At 68.7% G+C, this 17796-nt stretch carries 20 protein-coding genes; 13 read left to right on the forward strand and 7 right to left on the reverse strand.

The annotated features are described in order from the left end of the window. Positions 1–31 precede the first annotated feature (31 nt). The 8 genes from sufB to sufU all read left to right on the forward strand — a co-directional run bounded on the left by sufB (position 32) and on the right by sufU (position 7662). Positions 32–1441 carry a Fe-S cluster assembly protein SufB gene (sufB, locus tag VF632_RS01065; protein WP_331020981.1) on the forward strand — a complete coding sequence of 470 codons (1410 nt, stop codon included), beginning with the start codon at positions 32–34 and terminating at the stop codon, positions 1439–1441. Between the two features lie 119 nt (positions 1442–1560). Next, entirely contained in the window at positions 1561–2904 is a 1344-nt protein-coding gene (gene sufD / locus VF632_RS01070) for a Fe-S cluster assembly protein SufD (protein ID WP_331020982.1), read from the forward strand. 3 nt (positions 2905–2907) lie between these two features. Next, on the forward strand, positions 2908–3225 hold the full coding sequence (locus VF632_RS01075; RefSeq protein WP_331020983.1) for a non-heme iron oxygenase ferredoxin subunit: 318 nt from the start codon (positions 2908–2910) through the stop codon (positions 3223–3225). 68 nt (positions 3226–3293) lie between these two features. Beyond that, on the forward strand, positions 3294–4556 hold the full coding sequence (locus VF632_RS01080) for a cysteine desulfurase (RefSeq protein ID WP_331020984.1): 1263 nt from the start codon (positions 3294–3296) through the stop codon (positions 4554–4556). A 7-nt stretch (positions 4557–4563) separates the two neighbouring features. Beyond that, complete coding sequence (locus VF632_RS01085) at positions 4564–4914, forward strand: S24 family peptidase (protein WP_331020985.1); 351 nt, start codon at positions 4564–4566, stop codon at positions 4912–4914. 10 nt (positions 4915–4924) lie between these two features. After that, the gene (locus tag VF632_RS01090; RefSeq protein WP_331020986.1) at positions 4925–6166 is read left to right on the forward strand and encodes a hypothetical protein; all 1242 of its coding nucleotides are present in this window, start codon (positions 4925–4927) and stop codon (positions 6164–6166) included. After that, entirely contained in the window at positions 6153–7211 is a 1059-nt protein-coding gene (locus VF632_RS01095) for a type IV pilus twitching motility protein PilT (RefSeq protein WP_331020987.1), read from the forward strand. Before VF632_RS01090 ends, VF632_RS01095 begins: the two co-directional genes overlap by 14 nt. 4 nt (positions 7212–7215) lie before the next feature. Then, positions 7216–7662, forward strand: a complete 447-nt coding sequence (gene sufU / locus VF632_RS01100; RefSeq protein WP_331020988.1) for a Fe-S cluster assembly sulfur transfer protein SufU — start codon at positions 7216–7218, stop codon at positions 7660–7662. A gap of 111 nt (positions 7663–7773) precedes the next feature. Here the strand turns inward: sufU and VF632_RS01105 are convergent, their stop codons facing one another. Then, the gene (locus VF632_RS01105; RefSeq protein ID WP_331020989.1) at positions 7774–8523 is read right to left on the reverse strand and encodes a hypothetical protein; all 750 of its coding nucleotides are present in this window, start codon (positions 8521–8523) and stop codon (positions 7774–7776) included. 173 nt (positions 8524–8696) lie between these two features. Here VF632_RS01105 and VF632_RS01110 point away from each other — a divergent pair, with 173 nt between their 5' ends. Then, on the forward strand, positions 8697–9173 hold the full coding sequence (locus VF632_RS01110) for a DinB family protein (RefSeq protein ID WP_331020990.1): 477 nt from the start codon (positions 8697–8699) through the stop codon (positions 9171–9173). An 85-nt stretch (positions 9174–9258) separates the two neighbouring features. Here VF632_RS01110 and VF632_RS01115 read toward each other — a convergent pair whose 3' ends face one another. Beyond that, positions 9259–10164, reverse strand: coding sequence for a c-type cytochrome (locus VF632_RS01115; RefSeq protein ID WP_331020991.1), 906 nt, complete (start codon positions 10162–10164; stop codon positions 9259–9261). Between the two features lie 218 nt (positions 10165–10382). On the opposite strand from VF632_RS01115, the gene fadI reads away from it, so the two are divergent. Then, positions 10383–11681 carry an acetyl-CoA C-acyltransferase FadI gene (fadI, locus tag VF632_RS01120; RefSeq protein ID WP_331020992.1) on the forward strand — a complete coding sequence of 433 codons (1299 nt, stop codon included), beginning with the start codon at positions 10383–10385 and terminating at the stop codon, positions 11679–11681. Positions 11682–11740: 59 nt separating this feature from the next. Here the strand turns inward: fadI and VF632_RS28185 are convergent, their stop codons facing one another. From VF632_RS28185 to VF632_RS01135, 4 genes are all read right to left on the reverse strand, one after another. Further along, the gene (locus VF632_RS28185) at positions 11741–12070 is read right to left on the reverse strand and encodes a type II toxin-antitoxin system RelE/ParE family toxin (RefSeq protein WP_414682873.1); all 330 of its coding nucleotides are present in this window, start codon (positions 12068–12070) and stop codon (positions 11741–11743) included. Beyond that, positions 12028–12528, reverse strand: a complete 501-nt coding sequence (locus VF632_RS01125) for a hypothetical protein (protein ID WP_331020993.1) — start codon at positions 12526–12528, stop codon at positions 12028–12030. Before VF632_RS01125 ends, VF632_RS28185 begins: the two co-directional genes overlap by 43 nt. Positions 12529–12745: 217 nt before the next feature. Next, positions 12746–12868 carry a hypothetical protein gene (locus VF632_RS01130; protein ID WP_331020994.1) on the reverse strand — a complete coding sequence of 41 codons (123 nt, stop codon included), beginning with the start codon at positions 12866–12868 and terminating at the stop codon, positions 12746–12748. Next, positions 12865–13008 (reverse strand): hypothetical protein, encoded by a 144-nt coding sequence (locus tag VF632_RS01135; RefSeq protein ID WP_331020995.1) that lies wholly within the window; start codon positions 13006–13008, stop codon positions 12865–12867. The genes VF632_RS01130 and VF632_RS01135 overlap by 4 nt, the downstream gene beginning before the upstream one ends. Positions 13009–13310: 302 nt before the next feature. On the opposite strand from VF632_RS01135, the gene VF632_RS01140 reads away from it, so the two are divergent. From VF632_RS01140 to VF632_RS01150, 3 genes are all read left to right on the forward strand, one after another. Next, positions 13311–13802, forward strand: coding sequence for an Rrf2 family transcriptional regulator (locus tag VF632_RS01140; protein WP_331020996.1), 492 nt, complete (start codon positions 13311–13313; stop codon positions 13800–13802). 119 nt (positions 13803–13921) lie between these two features. Continuing rightward, on the forward strand, positions 13922–15259 hold the full coding sequence (locus VF632_RS01145; RefSeq protein ID WP_331020997.1) for an MFS transporter: 1338 nt from the start codon (positions 13922–13924) through the stop codon (positions 15257–15259). After that, positions 15256–17094 carry an ABC transporter ATP-binding protein gene (locus VF632_RS01150; RefSeq protein ID WP_331020998.1) on the forward strand — a complete coding sequence of 613 codons (1839 nt, stop codon included), beginning with the start codon at positions 15256–15258 and terminating at the stop codon, positions 17092–17094. Before VF632_RS01145 ends, VF632_RS01150 begins: the two co-directional genes overlap by 4 nt. 205 nt (positions 17095–17299) lie before the next feature. Here the strand turns inward: VF632_RS01150 and VF632_RS01155 are convergent, their stop codons facing one another. After that, positions 17300–17749: a biopolymer transporter ExbD gene (locus tag VF632_RS01155; protein ID WP_331020999.1), complete on the reverse strand. Its 450-nt coding sequence runs from the start codon at positions 17747–17749 to the stop codon at positions 17300–17302. Between the last annotated feature and the right edge of the window lie 47 nt (positions 17750–17796).

Consider the following 17796-nt stretch of genomic DNA (forward strand, 5'->3'; position numbering starts at 1 on the left):
GGCACTTTTCAACTGAACTGAGGAGGCAGCAATGCCGTTCAATGAGGACGTAGCCGCACTCGGGCTCGACGATTACAAGTTCGGCTTCAAGGACGACATCGAGTACCTCTTCAAGAGCCGCAAGGGGCTCGACGAGGAGATCGTCCGGATGGTCAGCGCGCAGAAGAACGAGCCGGAGTGGATGCTCAAGAACCGGCTCAAGGCGCTCAAGCACGCCCAGGCCCGGCCCTGGCCGGAGTGGGGCGGCGACCTGTCGGGGCTCAACTTCGAGGACATCTTCTTCTACATCCGCCCCAACGAAAAGGTGGGGAAGACGTGGGACGAGGTGCCCGAGGCCATCAAGAACACCTTCGAGCGGCTGGGCATTCCCGACCAGGAGCGCCGCATCCTGGCCGGCGTGGGCGCGCAGTACGAGTCTGAGGTCGTCTACCACTCGCTCAAGGCCGAGTGGGAAGACGCCGGCGTCATCTTCAAGGGGATGGATGATGGCCTGCGCGAGCACGAGGACCTGGTGCGCGAGTACTTCGGCACGGTGGTCCCGTTCCGCGACAACTTCTTCGCCGCGGTGAACACGGCGGTGTGGTCGGGCGGGTCGTTCGTGTACATCCCCAAGGGGGTGAAGCTCGACATGCCGCTGCAGGCGTACTTCCGCATCAACGCCGAGGCGATGGGGCAGTTCGAGCGCACGCTGATCATCGTGGAAGAGGGCGCCCAAGTGCAGTACATCGAGGGCTGCACGGCCCCGTCGTACAGCCAGGACTCGTTCCACTCGGGCGTCATCGAGATCATCGTCAAGGACAACGCCCGCTGCCGCTACACGACCATCCAGAACTGGTCGCACAACGTCTACAACCTGGTCACCCAGCGCGCCAAGGTGGGCCGCCACGGCACCATGGAGTGGGTGGACGGCAACCTGGGCAGCAAGCTGACCATGAAGTATCCCAGCTGCTACCTGATGGGCGAGGGCGCGCGCGGCGAGATCCTTTCCATCGCCTACGCCGGCCCGGGCCAGCACCAGGACGCGGGCGGCAAGGTGGTGCACGCGGCGCCGCACACGTCGTCGCGCATCGTCTCCAAGTCCATCTCGCGCGGCAGCGGCCGGTCGTCGTACCGCGGCCTGCTGCACGTGCAGCCCGGCGCGCACCACTCGCGCAGCAACGTGGAGTGCGACGCGCTCCTGCTGGACGAGGAGGCACGTACGGACACTTATCCGTACATCAACATCGAAGACCAGAACGCGCAGATCGGCCACGAGGCCACGGTCAGCAAGATCGGCGACGAGCAGCTGTTCTACCTGATGTCACGCGGCCTTTCCGAAGACGAGGCGGCTACGATGGTGGTGCGCGGCTTCATCGAGCCCATCGCCAAGGAGCTCCCGCTGGAGTACGCGGTGGAGCTGAACCGGCTGATCGAGCTGGAGATGGAAGGGTCGGTGGGGTAAGGGCAGTTCCAAGTGCATAGTACCAAGTGCCAAGGTGCGTACCTCGGCACTTGGTACTTGGAACTTGATACCCCAACCACCGCCGCTCCGACGACGAACCTGAGCCCGACCAAGCAACAGTGCCCGATACGATCACCGCAGCACCCGAAACCGGCATCTTCACCCGCGACCAGGTGGAGATCCTTTCCGCGCGAAAGGGCGAGCCCGGCTGGCTGCTCGACGCGCGCATGCGTGCGCACGGCGCGTTCGCCGATGCGCCCATGCCCAGCACGCGCCTGGAAGACTGGCGCTACACCGACATCAAGAAGGCGCTCAAGCTCGACGCCTTTTCGTTTGCCGAGGAGCGTGGCCCGGTGGCGGCCGGCGGGTTCGCCCCCGGTCTGACCACGCTGATGGACGAGGCGGGCGAGTCGGCTGCCACGCTGGTGCAGGTGGATGCCTCCGTGGTGCTGCGCGAGCTTCCCGAGGAGCTGGCTGCGCAGGGGGTGATCTTCACCTCCCTGGAGATGGCGATCCAGCAGCACCCCGAGCTGGTGCAGCGCTTCCTGGGCACCGGCGTTACGCCCGAGGACGGCAAGTTCGCCGCGATGAACGAGTCGCTGTGGACGGGCGGCGCGTTCCTGTACGTTCCGCGAAACGTGCAGGTAGAGGCTCCGTTCCGCGTCTACCGCTGGATTGGCGAAGGCGGTACGGCGGCGTTCGGGCGCACGCTGGTCGTCGCCGAGCAGGGCGCGAAGGTGGCCGTCGTGGAAACGCTTGGCTCGGACGACTTCGCCCGGCAGGCGCTTTCCGTGGGCGCGGCCGAGATCTTCGCCGACGAGGGCGCCACGGCCATCTACACCTCGGTGCAGCGCTACGGCCGCGGCGTGATCCACCTGTCGACGGACCGGCTGGTGGCGGGGCGCGACTCGAAGATCACCACGCTGTACGCCACCTTCGGCGCCGACCTGGCCCGTGCGGACGTACAGTGCCGGCTTCGTGCGCCGGGAAGCCACGTCGACATGCTGGGGCTGTACATCGCCGACGGCACGCAGCATTTCGACAACCAGACGCTGCAGGACCACCTGGCGCCGCACGCCAGCAGCAACCTGCTGTTCAAGGGCGCGCTGAACGACGCCGGCCGGTCGGTGTTCCGCGGGCTGATCCGCGTGCATCCCAAGGCACAGCGGACCGACGCGTACCAGACCAACCGCAACCTGATCCTCAGCGACAAGGCGCGGGCCGACTCGCTCCCCAACCTGGAGATCCAGGCCGACGACGTGCGCTGCTCGCACGCCGCCACGGTGGGGCAGCTGGACGAGGAAGAGGTGTTCTACCTCCTTTCCCGCGGCATTCCCAAGGCCGAGGCCGTGCGCCTCGTCGTCTTCGGCTTCTTCGGCGAGGTGCTGGAGCAGCTGCCGCTGGAAGGCGTCAAGCAGGAGCTGCTGCGCGTGGTGGAGCGCAAGCTCGACGCGTCGCGCTGACCGTTGGCGTGGATCAGGGCCGCCGCCCTCTCGGAGCTTCCGGCCGAGGGGGCGGTGCTGGGAGTGGAGGCGGGGGGACGGCGCGTCGCGCTGGCATTGGTCGACGGTGAGGTGTACGCCTTCGCCGACAACTGCACGCACCGCGATTTTCCGCTCTCGCTCGGCGAGGTGGACGCGGAGACGTGCACCGTCACCTGCGAGTGGCACGGGGCCGCCTTCGACATCCGCACCGGCGACCCCACCTGCGGCCCCGCCTTTCGGCCTATCGCGGTTTTCGCCGCCCGAGTGGATGGGTCGGATGTGATGGTGGATCTGCCCTGATTTTCGATTGTTCGCGGCGCGAGGCCGGGTGAGCGCCCGGCCTCGCGTTCCGTTTCTGGAGCCTGATCATGAGCAACGCATCGCTGCTGGACGCGCCGGCCTCCACGCTGGACGTGGAGCGCATCCGAGAGGACTTCCCGATCCTGCGCGAGACGTCGAACGGCAAGCAGATCGTCTACCTGGACAACGCGGCGTCCACGCAGAAGCCGACGGCGGTCATCGACGCCATCTCGGAGCACTACCGGCACAACAACGCCAACGTGCACCGCGGCATCCACGAGCTTTCCAACCGCGCCTCCGACGCGTACGACGGCGCGCGGACGCGCGTCGCCAGGCTGTTCGGCATCGCGGACGAGGCAGAGCTGATCTGGACGCGCGGCACCACCGAGTCGCTGAACCTGATCGCCTACTCGTGGGGCTTCGCCAACCTGAAGCCCGGCGACGAGATCCTGCTTTCCGAGCTGGAGCACCACTCCAACCTGGTCCCCTGGCAGCTCGTCGCGCAGCGCACCGGGGCGAAGCTGCGCTTCCTGCGCATCGACGATCAGGGCCGGCTGGACCTGGAGCCGCTGGACCAGCTGCTGACGGAAAGGACGAAGCTCGTCTCCCTGTCCCACGTCAGCAACGCGCTGGGAACGGTCAACCCGGTCAAGGAGATCGCCGCGAAGGCGCACGCCGTCGGCGCGCTGATGGTGGTGGACGGCGCGCAGTCCGCCCCGCATCTTCCCGTGGACGTCCCCTCGTTGGGGTGCGACTTCTACGCGTTCAGCGGCCACAAGATGTGCGGGCCCACGGGGATCGGCGGGCTGTGGGGGCGGCGCGAGGTGCTGGAGGCCATGCCGCCCTTCCACGGCGGCGGCGACATGATCGAGTGGGTGGACCTGGAGCAGTCCACCTACGCGGCCCTCCCCCACAAGTTCGAAGCGGGCACGCCCAACATCGCCGGCGCGGTGGGGCTGGCCGCCGCGGCCGACTACCTGGCGGGCATCGGGCGCGATGCCATCCTGGCGCACGAGCGTTCACTGATCGCGTACGCCGTAGAGCGCATGAGCGAAATCCCCGACCTGCGCATCCTGGGGCCGCGCGACCTGTCGGAGCGCTCCGGCGTGGTATCGTTCACCCTGGCAGACGTGCATCCGCACGACCTGGCGACCATCCTGGACAGCGAGGGCGTGGCCATCCGCGCGGGCCACCACTGCTGCCAGCCGCTGATGAAGTGCCTGGGCGTGGGATCCACCGCGCGCGCCTCGTTCTACCTGTACAACACCCCGGCCGAAGTAGACGCGCTGGTGGACGCGCTCCACAAGGCGCGCAGCCTGTTCGGCTACTGACGCGCCGATGAGCTGGGCGAAGCACGCCAAGGAAGCGCTGCGCCGCGGTGAGACGGTGATGATCCGTCCACGCGGCCACTCCATGAAGGGCAAGGTGAACGATGGTGACCTGGTGACGCTCGCCCCGGTAGACCCGGCCACGCTCGAGCCCGGCGACATCGTCCTGGTGCGGGTGCACGGAACGGACTACCTGCACCTGGTCACCGCGGTGGATGGCGAGCGCTACCAGATCGGCAACAACCGGGGCGGCATCAACGGATGGGTGCGGGCGGGCGCGCTGTACGGCATCGCGGTGAGCGTGGAGCCGTACTCGCCCGAACGGAAGCGGCAGGGCCCCCGGCCACCGGCAGCACGATGAGAGGATTCCTTTGACCGTCAACAAGCGGCCCATCCGGCTGGGCGAGCTGCTGGTGCAGCTGGGGCGCATTACCCCCGACGACGTTGCGCGCGCGCTCGAGGAGCAGCGCGCGGGCGGCGGGTTCCTGGGCGACGCGCTGATCCGGCTGGGGCTGATCACCCGCGACGAGCTGACGTGGACCCTGGCCGACCAGCACGACATTCCGTTCGTGCGGCTGCGGCCGGAGCACATCGACCATGGGCTGGCGGCTCGCGTGTCGGCGGCGTGGGCACGCGAGCACAACGTGCTCCCCGTGCTGCAGGACGGGGACCGCGTCACCGTGGTCATCGCCGACGTCACCAACCTGGAGCTGCTGGACGAGGTCTGCCGGCTGACCGGCGCGGCGTCAGCCGAGCCGGCCTTGGCCGCGCCGGAGACCATCCGCGAGCTGATCGACGCCGTGTACGGGCCCGCGGTGCAGCCCGCCGGCTCGCTCCTGCAATTGATGACGGACGCGCTGGCCTACGGCGCGGGCAGCCTGGGCGTCTCGGTGCGCGGCGCATCGGCCATCGGCTGGTACCGCGTGGTAGAAACGGTCCACCGCCCGCTCCTGGCCGGCTGGCAGGGCGAACTCGCCTGCGCGCTCTCCCCGCTCACTCCGACGACGGGTGGAGGCGAAATGCACGCGTGGCCCGCCACGCTGACGGTGGACGGCGCCGCGTGGCGGGTGGAGTGCCACGCCGCCGGCCACGACGGCACGATGGAATGGGCGGCGCGGCTGGTGGAACCGCTTCCGCGGGAGCTCGCGTCCGTGGAGGTAGATCCAGAGGCAACGGAGGCGGTGCGGCGCGCGATGGCGAACGCGCCCGTGCTGGTCGGCGTGCAGGCGGACGGCGCGCCGGGGCTGGATGACGCGCTGTCGATGGCCCTCCCCGCCCTCCCCTCGCTCCTCCTGGGCGCCCAGACGCGGTCCATCCACCTGGCAGATCGGTCCGCCGCTATCCCGGCCAACACACTCGCGCTGCCGCTGGACGGCTCCGTCGCCGCGGCGGCGGAGCGGCTGGCCGTCTTCTCGCCCCAGGCGCTGACGGTGGACGTCCATCATCTCGCGCCCGGGGACGAGGCCGCGCTGCGCAGCGCGGCGCCCTTTTCGGCCGTGCTGCTGCGCGGCGCCGATGCGATGCGCCCCTCCTTCGATCTGACCCTCCGGCTGGCGGCCGGCGCCGACGGGTTCACGTGGTCGCCTTCAGAGCAGGCACATGCCCAAGATTGACCAGTTCCTGGAACTTCTCCTCAAGCACGAAGGCTCCGACCTTCACCTGAGCTGCGGCAGCGAGCCGGTGATGCGGGTGCACGGCCATCTGCAGCGCGTGAAGTTCCGGCCCCTCACGGCGGCGGACCTGAAGACGCTGTTCTACGAGATCCTCAGCGAGGGGCAGAAGGAACAGTACGAAGCCACCATGGACCTCGACTTCGCGTACGAGATCCCGGGGGCGGCGCGCTTCCGCGGCAACTTCTTCAACCAGCACCGCGGGCCCGCGGCGGTGTTCCGCATCATCCCCTCGCGCGTGCTCACGGCCGACGAGCTGGGGCTGCCGGATCCCATCCGCAAGTTCACCGAGCTGAACAAGGGGCTGGTGCTGGTGACGGGGCCCACGGGGTCGGGCAAGTCGACCACGCTCGCGGCCATGATCGACCTGATCAATCAGACGCGCCCCGAGCACATCCTGACCATCGAAGACCCCATCGAGTTCGTGCACCAGAGCCAGCGGGCGCTGGTCAACCAGCGCGAGGTGGGGCCGCACACCAAAAGCTTCGCTTCTGCGCTCAAGGCGGCGCTGCGCGAAGACCCGGACGTCATCCTGATCGGCGAGATGCGCGACCGCGAAACCATCTCGCTGGCGCTGACGGCGGCCGAGACCGGCCACCTGGTGTTCGGAACGCTGCACACCAACAGCGCGCACAAGACGGTGGACCGCATCATCGACACCTTCCCGGGCGAGCTTCAACACCAGGTGCGCTCGATGCTTTCCGAGAGCCTGCGGGGGGTGGTCGCGCAGCAGCTGCTGCGGAAGAAGGGGGGCAAGGGGCGGGTGGCCGCGCACGAGATCATGGTGGGCACGCCGGCGGTGTCCAACCTGATCCGCGAGGCCAAGACCTTCCAGATCCCGTCGTCCATCCAGACGGGCAAGCGCGACGGGATGATCCTGATGGACCAGTCGATCATGAACCTGATGATGGCCGGCACCGTCGACGCCGACGAGGCGTACGGCAAGGCGCTCGACAAGGCGGCCTTCCAGAAACAGCAGCAGGGATAGCCCGATGGAACGCTCGGCGCTGGACTCCGTGTACCAGGAGCTGATCCTGAAGCACTACCGCAGCAGCAAGCACCGCGGCGAGCTGGAGTCGCCCGATGCGGTGGTGCCCATGCGCAACCCCGTCTGCGGCGACGACATCCTGCTGCAGGTGCAGGTGCGCGAGGGGCGGATTTCGGAGATCCGCTTCAGCGGCCACGGGTGCGCCATCTCGCAGGCGGCCGCGTCCATGATGAGCGAGCACGCCGTGGGCAAGACGTGGGATGAGGTGCACGCCGTCGCGGGCCGCTTCCGCGAGATGATCCACGGCGACGAAACCGCCGCGCGCGACAAGGCTTTGGGCGACATGCGTGCGCTGGCCGGCGTATCGAAGCTGCCGCGCCGGGTGAAGTGCGCCATGCTGGCCTGGGACGCCCTGGACGAGGCGGAAAAGAAGATCGGGGACGCGCCCTGAATATCTTCGAATTTCTTCATTTCGAAGGGCAGAGAAAATAAGAGAGCCGCAGAGGGGCACGACCGCCCGTCCGCGGCTCTCCTCGTTTCCCGCGCGAAACTCGCGATGCGATCAGCGGCGGGGGCGCGGGGGAATACGTCGCGGGTCCCCGCCGCGCTCGAGGCGGTCGGCAAGCTCGATGAGCGCGGCGAAGGTGTCATCCGCCGGCGCCTCCATGTCGGCCACCTCGATCGGGTCCGCGCCGCCGATGGCGTGCCGCAGGATGTCCACGGCCTCGCGAAGGGACTGCGCGGCGCGGTTCTCGATGTCCGCCGGCTCCTCGGCGGGCTGCACCGGCTGCGAGGTGATCGCCCATCCCCCCGCCCGGGCCCGGCGGCGGCGGCGCACGCGGCTCTGGTAGAACTCGCGGCCGCTGTCCGTCAGCACCACCCGCCCGTCTTCGCGCCGAACCAGCCCGCGCCCCTCCAGCGCCCGCACCACGCGCCCGTCCAGGTCGTCGAACGGCACCGGCGACTCCGCCAACGCCAGCTGGCGCAGCATGTCCTCCTGCGTGGAATTGAGCATCACCTCGCCGTTCTCGGCGGGTGCATCCGGTTCGGCGGCGGCGGGCGCTGCTTCGGAAGGATGGCTGATGCGCGCGGGCACGGCGGCCGGCGTGGGCGCGATTCCCTGGTCCAGCGACGACAGCGCGCGGCGGCCGTCGGGAGTGATCACCGCGAACCCGCTGAGGCGCTTGACGTAGCGGCGCATGGCCAGCGTCCGCAGGGCGTCGGCGTTCAGGCGCGCCTCGGAGGTAGGCGAGCCGCGCTGCGCCAGGTCGCGCAGCAGGGAAATTTCGGCCGTGGAAAGCTCGTCGAACACGGGATCACCGGTATTGATGCGGCGGAACAACTGCGGACAGGAGGTTATTGCCTCCGAAACATACAACGCGGACACGCGTTCGTGCCAGACCATCACGATCATTGCACCGCTGGCACCCGGACGAGGATATTGCGTGCACTTCCGCCGTCCATCCCTCGGAACCCCGTCCACCGATGAGCACGGACGCCCTTCCCGCACAGCTTGCTGAAACCTGGCGCATCCACGACCGCATCAACCGCTACCTGCTGGATGCAGTTCAGCCCGATGCACTCGCGGCCATCGGGCTGACCAAGGGCCGCAGCGTGGCCGAGCAGTTCGCCCACATCCACAACGTGCGGCTGATGTGGATCAAGGAGGGCGCGCCGGACCTGCTGGACGGCCTGCAGAAGATCGAGAAGGGCGCGCCGGTGGACCACGCCTCGCTCCGGGCAGCCCTCGAATCCTCCGCGGCGGCGATCGAAACGATGCTGGCTCGCGCCCTGGAGGCGGGAAAGCTGCGCGGGTTCAAGCCGCACCCGGTGGCCTTCCTGGGATACCTGGTCTCGCACGAGTCCCACCACCGTGGGCAGATCGCCGTGGCGCTCAAGGGCGCCGGGCACCCGCTGGACAAGAAGACCGCCTTCGGCCTGTGGGAGTGGGGCGTGAGGTGACTGCGAGGTACCAAGCGGCAAGTACCAAGTGCCCAGGAGACACTTGGTACTTGGTACTTGGTACTTGGTACTTGGTACTATCCCCTCACCTGCCGCCCTCAGCCTTCGCGGGCACCGTCTGCAAATACGCCCAGAGCGCCCGCAGTTCCACGTCGTTCATCTGGCCGAACGCTTTCCAGGGCATCCGCGGGTCGATCAGCGTGCCGTCCGGGCGCTTGCCGGTGCGCATGGCGCGGAGGAAGTCGGCCTCCGTCCACGTTCCCAGGCCGGTGGCGCGGTCCGGCGTCAGGTTGGCGGACGGCTTCCAGTCCGCCGGCTCGCCCGGACCCTTGCCGCCCGACAGCCCGGGCCCGTGGCAGCCGGTGCACACCCCGGCTACCTTGGCGCCGTACTCGGCCGTGGGCGCCGGCTGCACCTGCACCCGCGGTGCGTCGTGGTCGATCACTTCGGCCGCCAGGGGAAGCACCCCGCCAGCTACCAGCGCGCGCCCCAGGGGCCAGACGGCGTTCGCGGGCGTCTCGCGGTCCACCGGCGGCAGGGTGCGCAGGTAGGCCACCAGCGCCGCTACGTCGGCGTCGGTGAGGCCCTGGAACTCCTGGCTGGGCATGAGCAGCAGCGGCCGCCCGTCCGATCCCACGCCGTGCAGGATGGCGCGCGCCCACGCGTCGTCCGTCGCGTAGCGGGCGCCCACGCCGCCCTTGCCGCGCGTGAGGTTGCTGCCGGAGATGCGTCCCACGGGGAACTGGTCCACCAGCGTGTTTCCGCCCATGTCCGCGCCGTGGCAGTCGTTGCAGCCGCGGATGGTCGCCTGCCGCTTGCCTTCCGCGATCAGCGCGGCGTTCGGCGTCACCGCGGCAATGGGTGCGCGGACGTGGCCGTAGTCCTTGCGCATCTTGGCCTCGGCCACGCCGTACGCGGCGCCGACCGCCACGATCACCAGCACCAGCAGCCCCCCGCCGATGCGCAGCCCCCACTTCACTATCCGTTTCATCGCCGTACCTGGCTCGTGTCCGTGGCGCGCGTGGCCCACACCATGCGCGCGACACAAACATGCAGGGCACGACGCCCGGGCGGATGGGTCGGCCGACCCATCCTCGCGACGAAACGCGGGCGTCCCTTGATCTGAGCCTGGCTCAGGCGAAGATTGCCCGTGCGAACGGTGGCGGGCGGTTCACCTCGGGCCCTGGGCCCGGACAACGACGGGTGCACATGAACGGACAGGGACGCAGGGTCGCCATCATCGACGGGTGCCGTACCCCCTTCGCCAAGTCGGGCACCGACTTCCGCGACGTGTCGGCGGTGGAGCTGGGCAAGGCGTCGGTGCGCGAGCTGATCGCCCGGACGGAGATCGACCCGAAGCTGGTGGATCACGTGGTGTACGGCACCGTCGTGCAGTCGGTGCAGGAGCCCAACATTGCCCGCGAGGTCACGCTGGGCGCCGGCATTCCGCCGACGGTGCCGTCGTTCACCGTGGGGCGGGCCTGCGCCTCCAGCAACCAGGCCATCACCTCCGGCGCCGAGCACATCGCGCTGGGCATGGCCGACGTGGTCATCGCCGGCGGCGCCGAGTCGCTGACCGACGTGCCCATCCTGTTCTCGCCCGAGATGCGGAACGCGCTGGTGCGCGCCTCCAAGGCCAAGTCGCTGGGCGAGCGCATCCAAGCCTTCCGCGCCATCCGCCCGCGGCACCTGGCCCCCATCGCCCCCGCCATCGCCGAGCCCACGACCGGGCTTACGATGGGCGAGTCGGCGGAAAAGATGGCCAAGGAAAACGGCATCACCCGCGAGGCGCAGGACCGCTGGGCCCTGCGCTCGCACCAGCTGGCCGCCGCGGCCACCGAGGACGGCCGCCTGACGCGCGAGATCGCGCCGTTCTACGTGCCGCCCAAGTTCGACCGCGTGGCGACGACCGACAACGGCGTGCGCGCCGACACCTCGCTCGAAAAGCTGTCCACGCTCAAGCCCGTGTTCGACCGCCGCTACGGAACGGTGACGGCCGGCAACGCCTCGCCGCTGACGGATGGCGCCTCGGCCGTGCTGCTGATGAGCGAGGAGAAGGCGAAGGAGCTGGGGCACAAGCCGCTGGGCTTCATCCGCAGCTACGCGTACGCCGCGCTGGACCCCAACGACCAGTTGCTGCAAGGCCCCGTGTACGCCGCGCCGACCGCGTTCGACCGCGCCGGGCTCACCATGAAGGATATCGGCCTGCTGGAGATCCACGAGGCGTTCGCGGCGCAGGTGCTCAGCAACCTGCAGTGGTTCGATTCCGACAAGATCGCTCGCGAGCGGCTGGGGCGCGACAAGGCCATCGGCCTGCCGCCGGAAGACCGGATCAACGTAATGGGCGGCTCCATCGCCATCGGCCACCCCTTCGGCGCCACCGGCGGGCGCATCACCGTGACCCTGCTGAACGAGATGCGCCGCCGCGGCGAGCAGTTCGGCATGATCAGCGTCTGCGCCGCTGGCGCCATGGGCTTCGTGATGATCGTCGAAGCCGCGCCCAACTGACCGCAGCCGGATCCACGCCGACAAAGGGCTCCCGCGCGATCGCGCGGGAGCCCTTTGTTTCATCCTCTCATCCAGCGCCGCGGATCCCGGTGCTGGTGAACGCAGTTAGTGACTATGATTCGCTCGTCCGAAACCTGAAATACGATCATATATGGAAACCCATGGACCAGCGCTCGGCGGACCCGGCCAACACGCAGGAATCTCAACGGGTTCTCCCGAAGCGCGCTGATAGTGCTCTCCACCGCGTCCAGAAACTCCACGCGTTTTGAGGCGTTTCGCTTCTCGTACCACCGTGCGGCGCGCTCCATCCCTCGTTCAGCCCTCGGACGAATTTCCAGCGCGCGATTCACTGATCCCCTGCGCGCAGTCGCGCGCGCACGGTTTCCCACGGAATTGACGAGTCCGGATCAGCTGCGTCGGCCTCGATCTCCCGAAGCGAATCCGCGATGATCTCATCCGACATCGGAAAGATCCCGCCGTCCTCAAAACCCTGCATCATCACGCTCGCGATCCGAATCCGCTCCTCGGGCGGCATGGCGAGAAGATGCTGTATCGAGACGTCCGCCTGGTCCGCGCCCCCCGCCGTTTCCGATTGCACCACATCGCTCTCAAGGTACGCACGGAACTGGTCGAGGAACTCCTCCTTCGGGACGAGGGACGGGTCAGGATCGCCGTCGTCCTCGCAAGGATCATCGAGCTCGCGGCGGGCCTCCGCCATGAGTTCGTCCAGGATCTCCTCATCCCGGTCGCCCAAGCTTTTGCGCAGCGCGATGAAGATGCCGAGGCGCTTCTCGTGCGGTTCCGAAAGAAGCGTTTCGTTGGGGATGTCCATCATGATTGTGGTCATCGGAGATCCTCCACCGCGGCGAGGGCCGCGATCGCTGATGGTTGACGATAACACCGCTGCGGCGCTCTTCCAACTGCTCCGGCCCGCGCGGGTGAAGCAGAGAGAAAGGGAACACCGTGAACACGCCCGAAGGATACTCTCCCAGCGCCGAATCTCCAATACCGCGAGCCGCCACCGCGCGGGCCCATTTCCCGACATCCACCCCCTGACGACCCGCTCAGTCCGCTCGCCGGCCAAGGGCGCAGGTGCGCAGGAACTTCTCGTCCAGCTCACATTGCGTATCGCAGGTTTGCGCCAGCTGGTCGGTGTGCTTCTGGGCGGGAAGGTGGCACCGGGTCACGCGCTTTCCGCGTGATTGAACGGCACGGACGGCGCGAACGTAGTCCGTGTCGCCCGCTGGTGCAGCGCCAGGTTGAAGTTGCTGCCGTCGACGAAGATCTCGACCTTGGGCGACCGAGCGGGGGAGGCATTCGAGGTCACGGTCGCAGGCAAAGTAACGAGGGGTTGCACCATTTCTGGCACAACCCCCCGGAGTTACGTACCGACACTGCCCGCAGGCAGGCGGCGACCGTCGTATGTCCAGTTTAACACCCGGCCACGCGACTGTCAAGGGGGATGTTCTGGCGAAAGAGAACATCGTGAACAGGGCAGAAGGATAGCGCGCCGAGGCCGAATCTCCAATACCGCGAGCCGCCACCGCGCGGGCCCATTTCCCGACATTGACACACGCGACATTCGCAACTAGACTGGTTACAATTCAGCACCCGGAGAGGCCCAGGCGGATGTCGACGATCAGCAGCAGGGTGGCGATGGCGGTGCACGTGCTGGCGTTCCTGGCCCGGCGCCGGGGCGAGGCGGTGACATCCGACACCATCGCGGGAAGCGTGAACACCAACCCTGTCGTAGTACGCCGCCTGATGGGCTCCCTTCGCAACGCCGGGCTGGTGCAGGTGCAGCCGGGGGCACGCGGCGGCGCGCAGCTGGCCCGCGAGCCGCAGAACATCACCGTGCTCGACGTGTACCGCGCGGTAGAGGAAAAGCCCGACCTGTTTGCGCTGCACGCCGAGCCCAGGGGCGACTGCGACATCGGCGGAAACATCCGCGGCGTGCTCCGCGGCGTCTTTTGCCGTGCGCACGAAGCCATGCAGCGGGAGCTGGGCGCCGTCACCATCGCCGACGTCTTCCACGACGTCACGGGGCGCTCGTGTTGCGGACCGCAGCGGGCGACGGGGGAATGCCGCCAGCCCGCCGGACGGCCGCACGCGGAGGCGTAGCGCGTGCTCTTCCGCGTGGCACCAGTCTCGCGCCTGCGCGCCGCTCCACGAGAGGGCAAAGTGCCGCGTCAGCCCACGGGTGACGCGGGTTTCGACGGTCCGATGAAAGCAACGATCTGATGATAAAGCGCGCCGCCGGGGCGTTTACCGGGCGTGAGTGGGGCTTGCTGGGAATTCTGCTGGCCGTGCAGTTCTGCCACATCCTGGACTTCGTGCTGATCATGCCGCTGGGCCCCATGCTCATGCGGTCGCTGGACGCGTCGGCCAAGGAGTTCGGGCTGCTGGTGTCGGCGTACACGTTCAGCGCGGCCATCACGGGGCTGGTGGCGTCGGCCTACATGGACCGCTTCGACCGCAAGCGGATGCTGATGGTGCTGCTGGCCGGCTTCGGCGTGGGAACGCTGCTGTGCGGCCTGGTAGACTCGTACGCGACGCTGATGGCCGCGCGCGTGGTGGCCGGCGGGTTCGGCGGGGTGCTGGCGGGCGTGGTGTTCGCCATCGTGGGCGACCAGATTCGCCCCGAGCGGCGGGCCACGGCCATGGGTGTGGTGATGGGCGGGTTCAGCGCGGCCTCGGTGCTGGGACTTCCCTTTGGCCTTTCGCTGGCCGAGGCCACCGGCTGGCAGACGCCCTTCCTGGTGCTGGCCGGGGTGACGGGGGTGATCCTGGTGCTGGGCACCTGGCTGCTGCCGCCCATGAACGCCCACCTGGCGCACCGGCGCGAGGGGAACGTGTTCCGCGACCTGGTGCAGGTGGCGCGCGACCCGGAGCACGTCAAGGCGTTCACGCTGACGACGGCCATCATGTTCTCGGCCTTTACGGTGGTGCCGTTCCTCAGCCCCTACCTGGTGGGCAACGTGGGGATGGCCGAGGACAAGCTGGACCTGATCTACTTCGCCGGCGGCCTGGCCACGCTGGTCACCGGCCCGGCGGTGTTCGGCCCGCTGGCCGACCGCTACGGCCACGCGCGCGTGTTCGCCTGGGTGGCCGTGGGAAGCATCCTGCCCATCGCGGTGGTCACCAACCTGCCCGTTTCGCCGCTGTGGGTGATCCTCACCGTCACCACGCTGATGATGATCATGGCGTCGGGGCGAATGATCAGCGCCACCGCGCTGGTGACGGGCGTGGTGCACCCCGCGCGCCGGGGAAGCTTCATGAGCCTCAACTCGTCCGTGCAGCAGGGCGCCGCCGGGCTGGCGGCCTCCGTGGGCGGGCTGATGATCGCCGGGGGCGGCGGGAGCAACGCGCCCATCACGGGCTACCCGGCGGTAGGCGCCCTGGCCATCGCGGCCACCCTTGCCACCCTCGTGCTCGTGGGGCGGCTGCGGCCCGCGCAGGTGGCGGGCGCCGTGCCGCAGCTGGACCAAACCGGCGCGCCTGCCCTCGCCGCGCCCCTCGAAGCACCCCGCCGCCGCGTGGCCGCGGACGACCGAACGATTCCGGGAATCCGAACGTGACCGATACCAAGACCAAGAAACAGAACGCCCTGCGCTCGGCCGCCGCCTGGCGCGAGGCGCGCGCCCTGATGTGGCACCACCGCCGGTACCTGGGGATCGGGCTGGCGCTGATGGTCGTCAGCCGCCTGGCGGGCATCGTGCCGGCCGCGAGCTCCAAGTACCTGATCGACGAGGTGGTGGGCAAGGGCCGCAGCAGCCTGCTGCTGCCCCTGGCAGGCGCGGTGCTGGCGGCCACGCTGGTGCAGGGTGTCACCTCGTTCGCCGTGTCGCAGGTGATCAGCGTCACCGCCCAGCACGCCATCACCAGCATGCGCCGCCGCGTGCAGCGCCACATCACGCGCCTGCCCATCCCCTACTTCGACAACACCCAGGTGGGCGTCCTGGTGTCGCGGGTGATGACCGACGCCGAGGGCATCCGCAACCTGGTGGGCACGGGCATCGTGCAGCTGGTGGGCGGAGTGTTCACGGCGGCGCTGGCGCTGGCCGCGCTGCTCTACCTGAACTGGCAGCTGACCGTGGCCATCGTGGTGGTGCTGGCGGCGTTCTCGGCCGCCATGACCATCACCTTCAAGCGCCTCCGCCCCGTCTTCCGCGAGCGCGGCGAGATCAACGCCCAGGTCGTCGGCCGGCTCACGGAAACGCTGGGCGGCATTCGCGTGGTCAAGGCGTACGGCACCGAGCGGCGCGAGCAGCGCGTCTTCACCAAGGGCGCGCACCGGCTGTTCCGCAACATCGCGCAGTCCATCACGGGCGTGTCGGCGGTGGGCTCGTTCGCCATCCTCGTCATCGGGCTGGTGAGCGTAGCGCTCATCCTGGTGGGCGGACGGGCGCTCCTGGACGGGCAGATGACGATGGGCGACCTGTTCGCCTACGTCTTCTTCACCGGGCTGCTGGCGGCGCCGGTGGTGCAGGTGGCCTCCATCAGCACCCAGGTCAGCGAGGCCTTCGCGGGGCTGGACCGCATCCGCGAGGTGCTGGAAATGAAGACCGAAGACCAGGAAGACCACGATCGCGGCGCGGTGGGCCACCTGCGCGGCCACGTGCGGCTGGAAGAGGTGTGGTACGAGTACAACCCGGGCGAGCCGGTGCTCAAGGGCATCGACCTGGACGCGCCGCCGGGAACCACCACGGCCCTGGTGGGCAGCAGCGGCTCGGGCAAGAGCACGCTGGTGAGCCTGGTGATGGCCTTCAACCGCCCCACGCAGGGGCGCGTGCTGGTGGACGGGCGGGACCTGGCCCAGCTGCGGCTTGCGGACTACCGCGCGCAGCTGGGTGTGGTGCTGCAGGAGAACTTCCTCTTCGACGGAACCGTGGCCGAGAACATCCGCTTCGCCCGCCCCGACGCCACCCGCGCCGACGTCGAGAACGTGGCCCGCATCGCCAACGCCGACGACTTCATCCGCGCGTTTCCGCAGGGGTACGACACCATCGTCGGCGAGCGGGGGATCAAGCTCAGCGGCGGCCAGCGGCAGCGCATCGCCATCGCGCGGGCGCTGCTGGCCGACCCGCGCATCCTGATCCTGGACGAAGCCACCTCGTCGCTCGACAGCGAAAGCGAGTACAAGATCCAGGAAGGGCTACGCCGGCTTCGCGAGGGCCGCACGAGCTTCGTGATCGCGCACCGCCTGTCCACCATCCGCAGCGCCGACCAGATCCTGGTGCTGGAACAGGGCACCGTGGTGGAGCGCGGCAGCCATGCGCAGCTGATGGCGCTGGGCGGCCGCTACCGCGAGCTGCACGACCGGCAGTACGCGTTCGAGCACGACCGCTTCATCAACCCCGGCGAAGACTTCACCCCCGACGCCGACTTCACCGCGGCTTCCACGGCGAGCTGAAAAGACACTGCGGGGGGTACAGAGGGAACGGAGAACAGCCAGAAATACAGAGGACCACCCACCCGTCCTTCCTCTGTATCTCAGGCTTTTCTCTGTATCTCTGTACCCCCGCAGTTCCCGCCCGTCGAAACGGGGGATGAACGCAGAACCGGCGGCCCGTGAGTGACGGGCCGCCGGTCCTGTTTTGCGGAAGAAGCGCGCTGGGCTACTGCGCCGGCGTTACCGTGGCGGGGCCGACCGTCGCCCGGGGCACCAGGCCCACGATGGTGATGTCGGCCGCGCGGCTGGCGTCTACGGCGCGGATCACGTCACCGTACGAAAGCTCCTCCGCGCCCTTGACGAAGATCACCTTGCGCGCACGCTGCGCAAACACGTCGCGCAGGAATCGCTCCAGGTCCGCGGCGGGCACCGGCTGCCGGTTGACCTGGTACGCCGGGCCGGGCAGGACTTCGAGCACGATCTGCTCGTCGTCGGGCGGCTTCTGCGAAATCTCTTCCTTTTCCTTCGGCGGCGGCACCTGAACGCTCAGGCCGCGCTGAAGGCCCTGCTGCACCACCATGAAGATGATCAGCAGCACCAGCAGCACGTCGATCATGGGCGTCATGTTGATCTCGCTCATCGCGCCGCCACTCTTTCCGCCAACTCCCATTGACATGGGCCAAACTCCTCCGTCTCAGTTGTCGGCGCCCCTTCCGGCGGCCC

It is taken from the genome of Longimicrobium sp. (assembly GCF_036388275.1).
Classification (GTDB): Bacteria; Gemmatimonadota; Gemmatimonadetes; order Longimicrobiales; family Longimicrobiaceae; genus Longimicrobium.

Bases quoted from the DNA above. Each gene is read 5' to 3' on its own strand.
- VF632_RS01115 (WP_331020991.1), bottom strand. From the start codon at position 10,164: ATGAAACGGATAGTGAAGTGGGGGCTGCGCATCGGCGGGGGGCTGCTG.
- VF632_RS01125 (WP_331020993.1), bottom strand. From the start codon at position 12,528: ATGACCACAATCATGATGGACATCCCCAACGAAACGCTTCTTTCGGAA.
- VF632_RS01095 (WP_331020987.1), top strand. From the start codon at position 6,153: ATGCCCAAGATTGACCAGTTCCTGGAACTTCTCCTCAAGCACGAAGGC.
- VF632_RS01140 (WP_331020996.1), top strand. From the start codon at position 13,311: ATGTCGACGATCAGCAGCAGGGTGGCGATGGCGGTGCACGTGCTGGCG.
- sufU (WP_331020988.1), top strand. From the start codon at position 7,216: ATGGAACGCTCGGCGCTGGACTCCGTGTACCAGGAGCTGATCCTGAAG.
- VF632_RS01145 (WP_331020997.1), top strand. From the start codon at position 13,922: ATGATAAAGCGCGCCGCCGGGGCGTTTACCGGGCGTGAGTGGGGCTTG.
- VF632_RS01080 (WP_331020984.1), top strand. From the start codon at position 3,294: ATGAGCAACGCATCGCTGCTGGACGCGCCGGCCTCCACGCTGGACGTG.
- VF632_RS01110 (WP_331020990.1), top strand. From the start codon at position 8,697: ATGAGCACGGACGCCCTTCCCGCACAGCTTGCTGAAACCTGGCGCATC.
- sufB (WP_331020981.1), top strand. From the start codon at position 32: ATGCCGTTCAATGAGGACGTAGCCGCACTCGGGCTCGACGATTACAAG.
- fadI (WP_331020992.1), top strand. From the start codon at position 10,383: ATGAACGGACAGGGACGCAGGGTCGCCATCATCGACGGGTGCCGTACC.
- VF632_RS01155 (WP_331020999.1), bottom strand. From the start codon at position 17,749: ATGTCAATGGGAGTTGGCGGAAAGAGTGGCGGCGCGATGAGCGAGATC.
- VF632_RS01085 (WP_331020985.1), top strand. From the start codon at position 4,564: ATGAGCTGGGCGAAGCACGCCAAGGAAGCGCTGCGCCGCGGTGAGACG.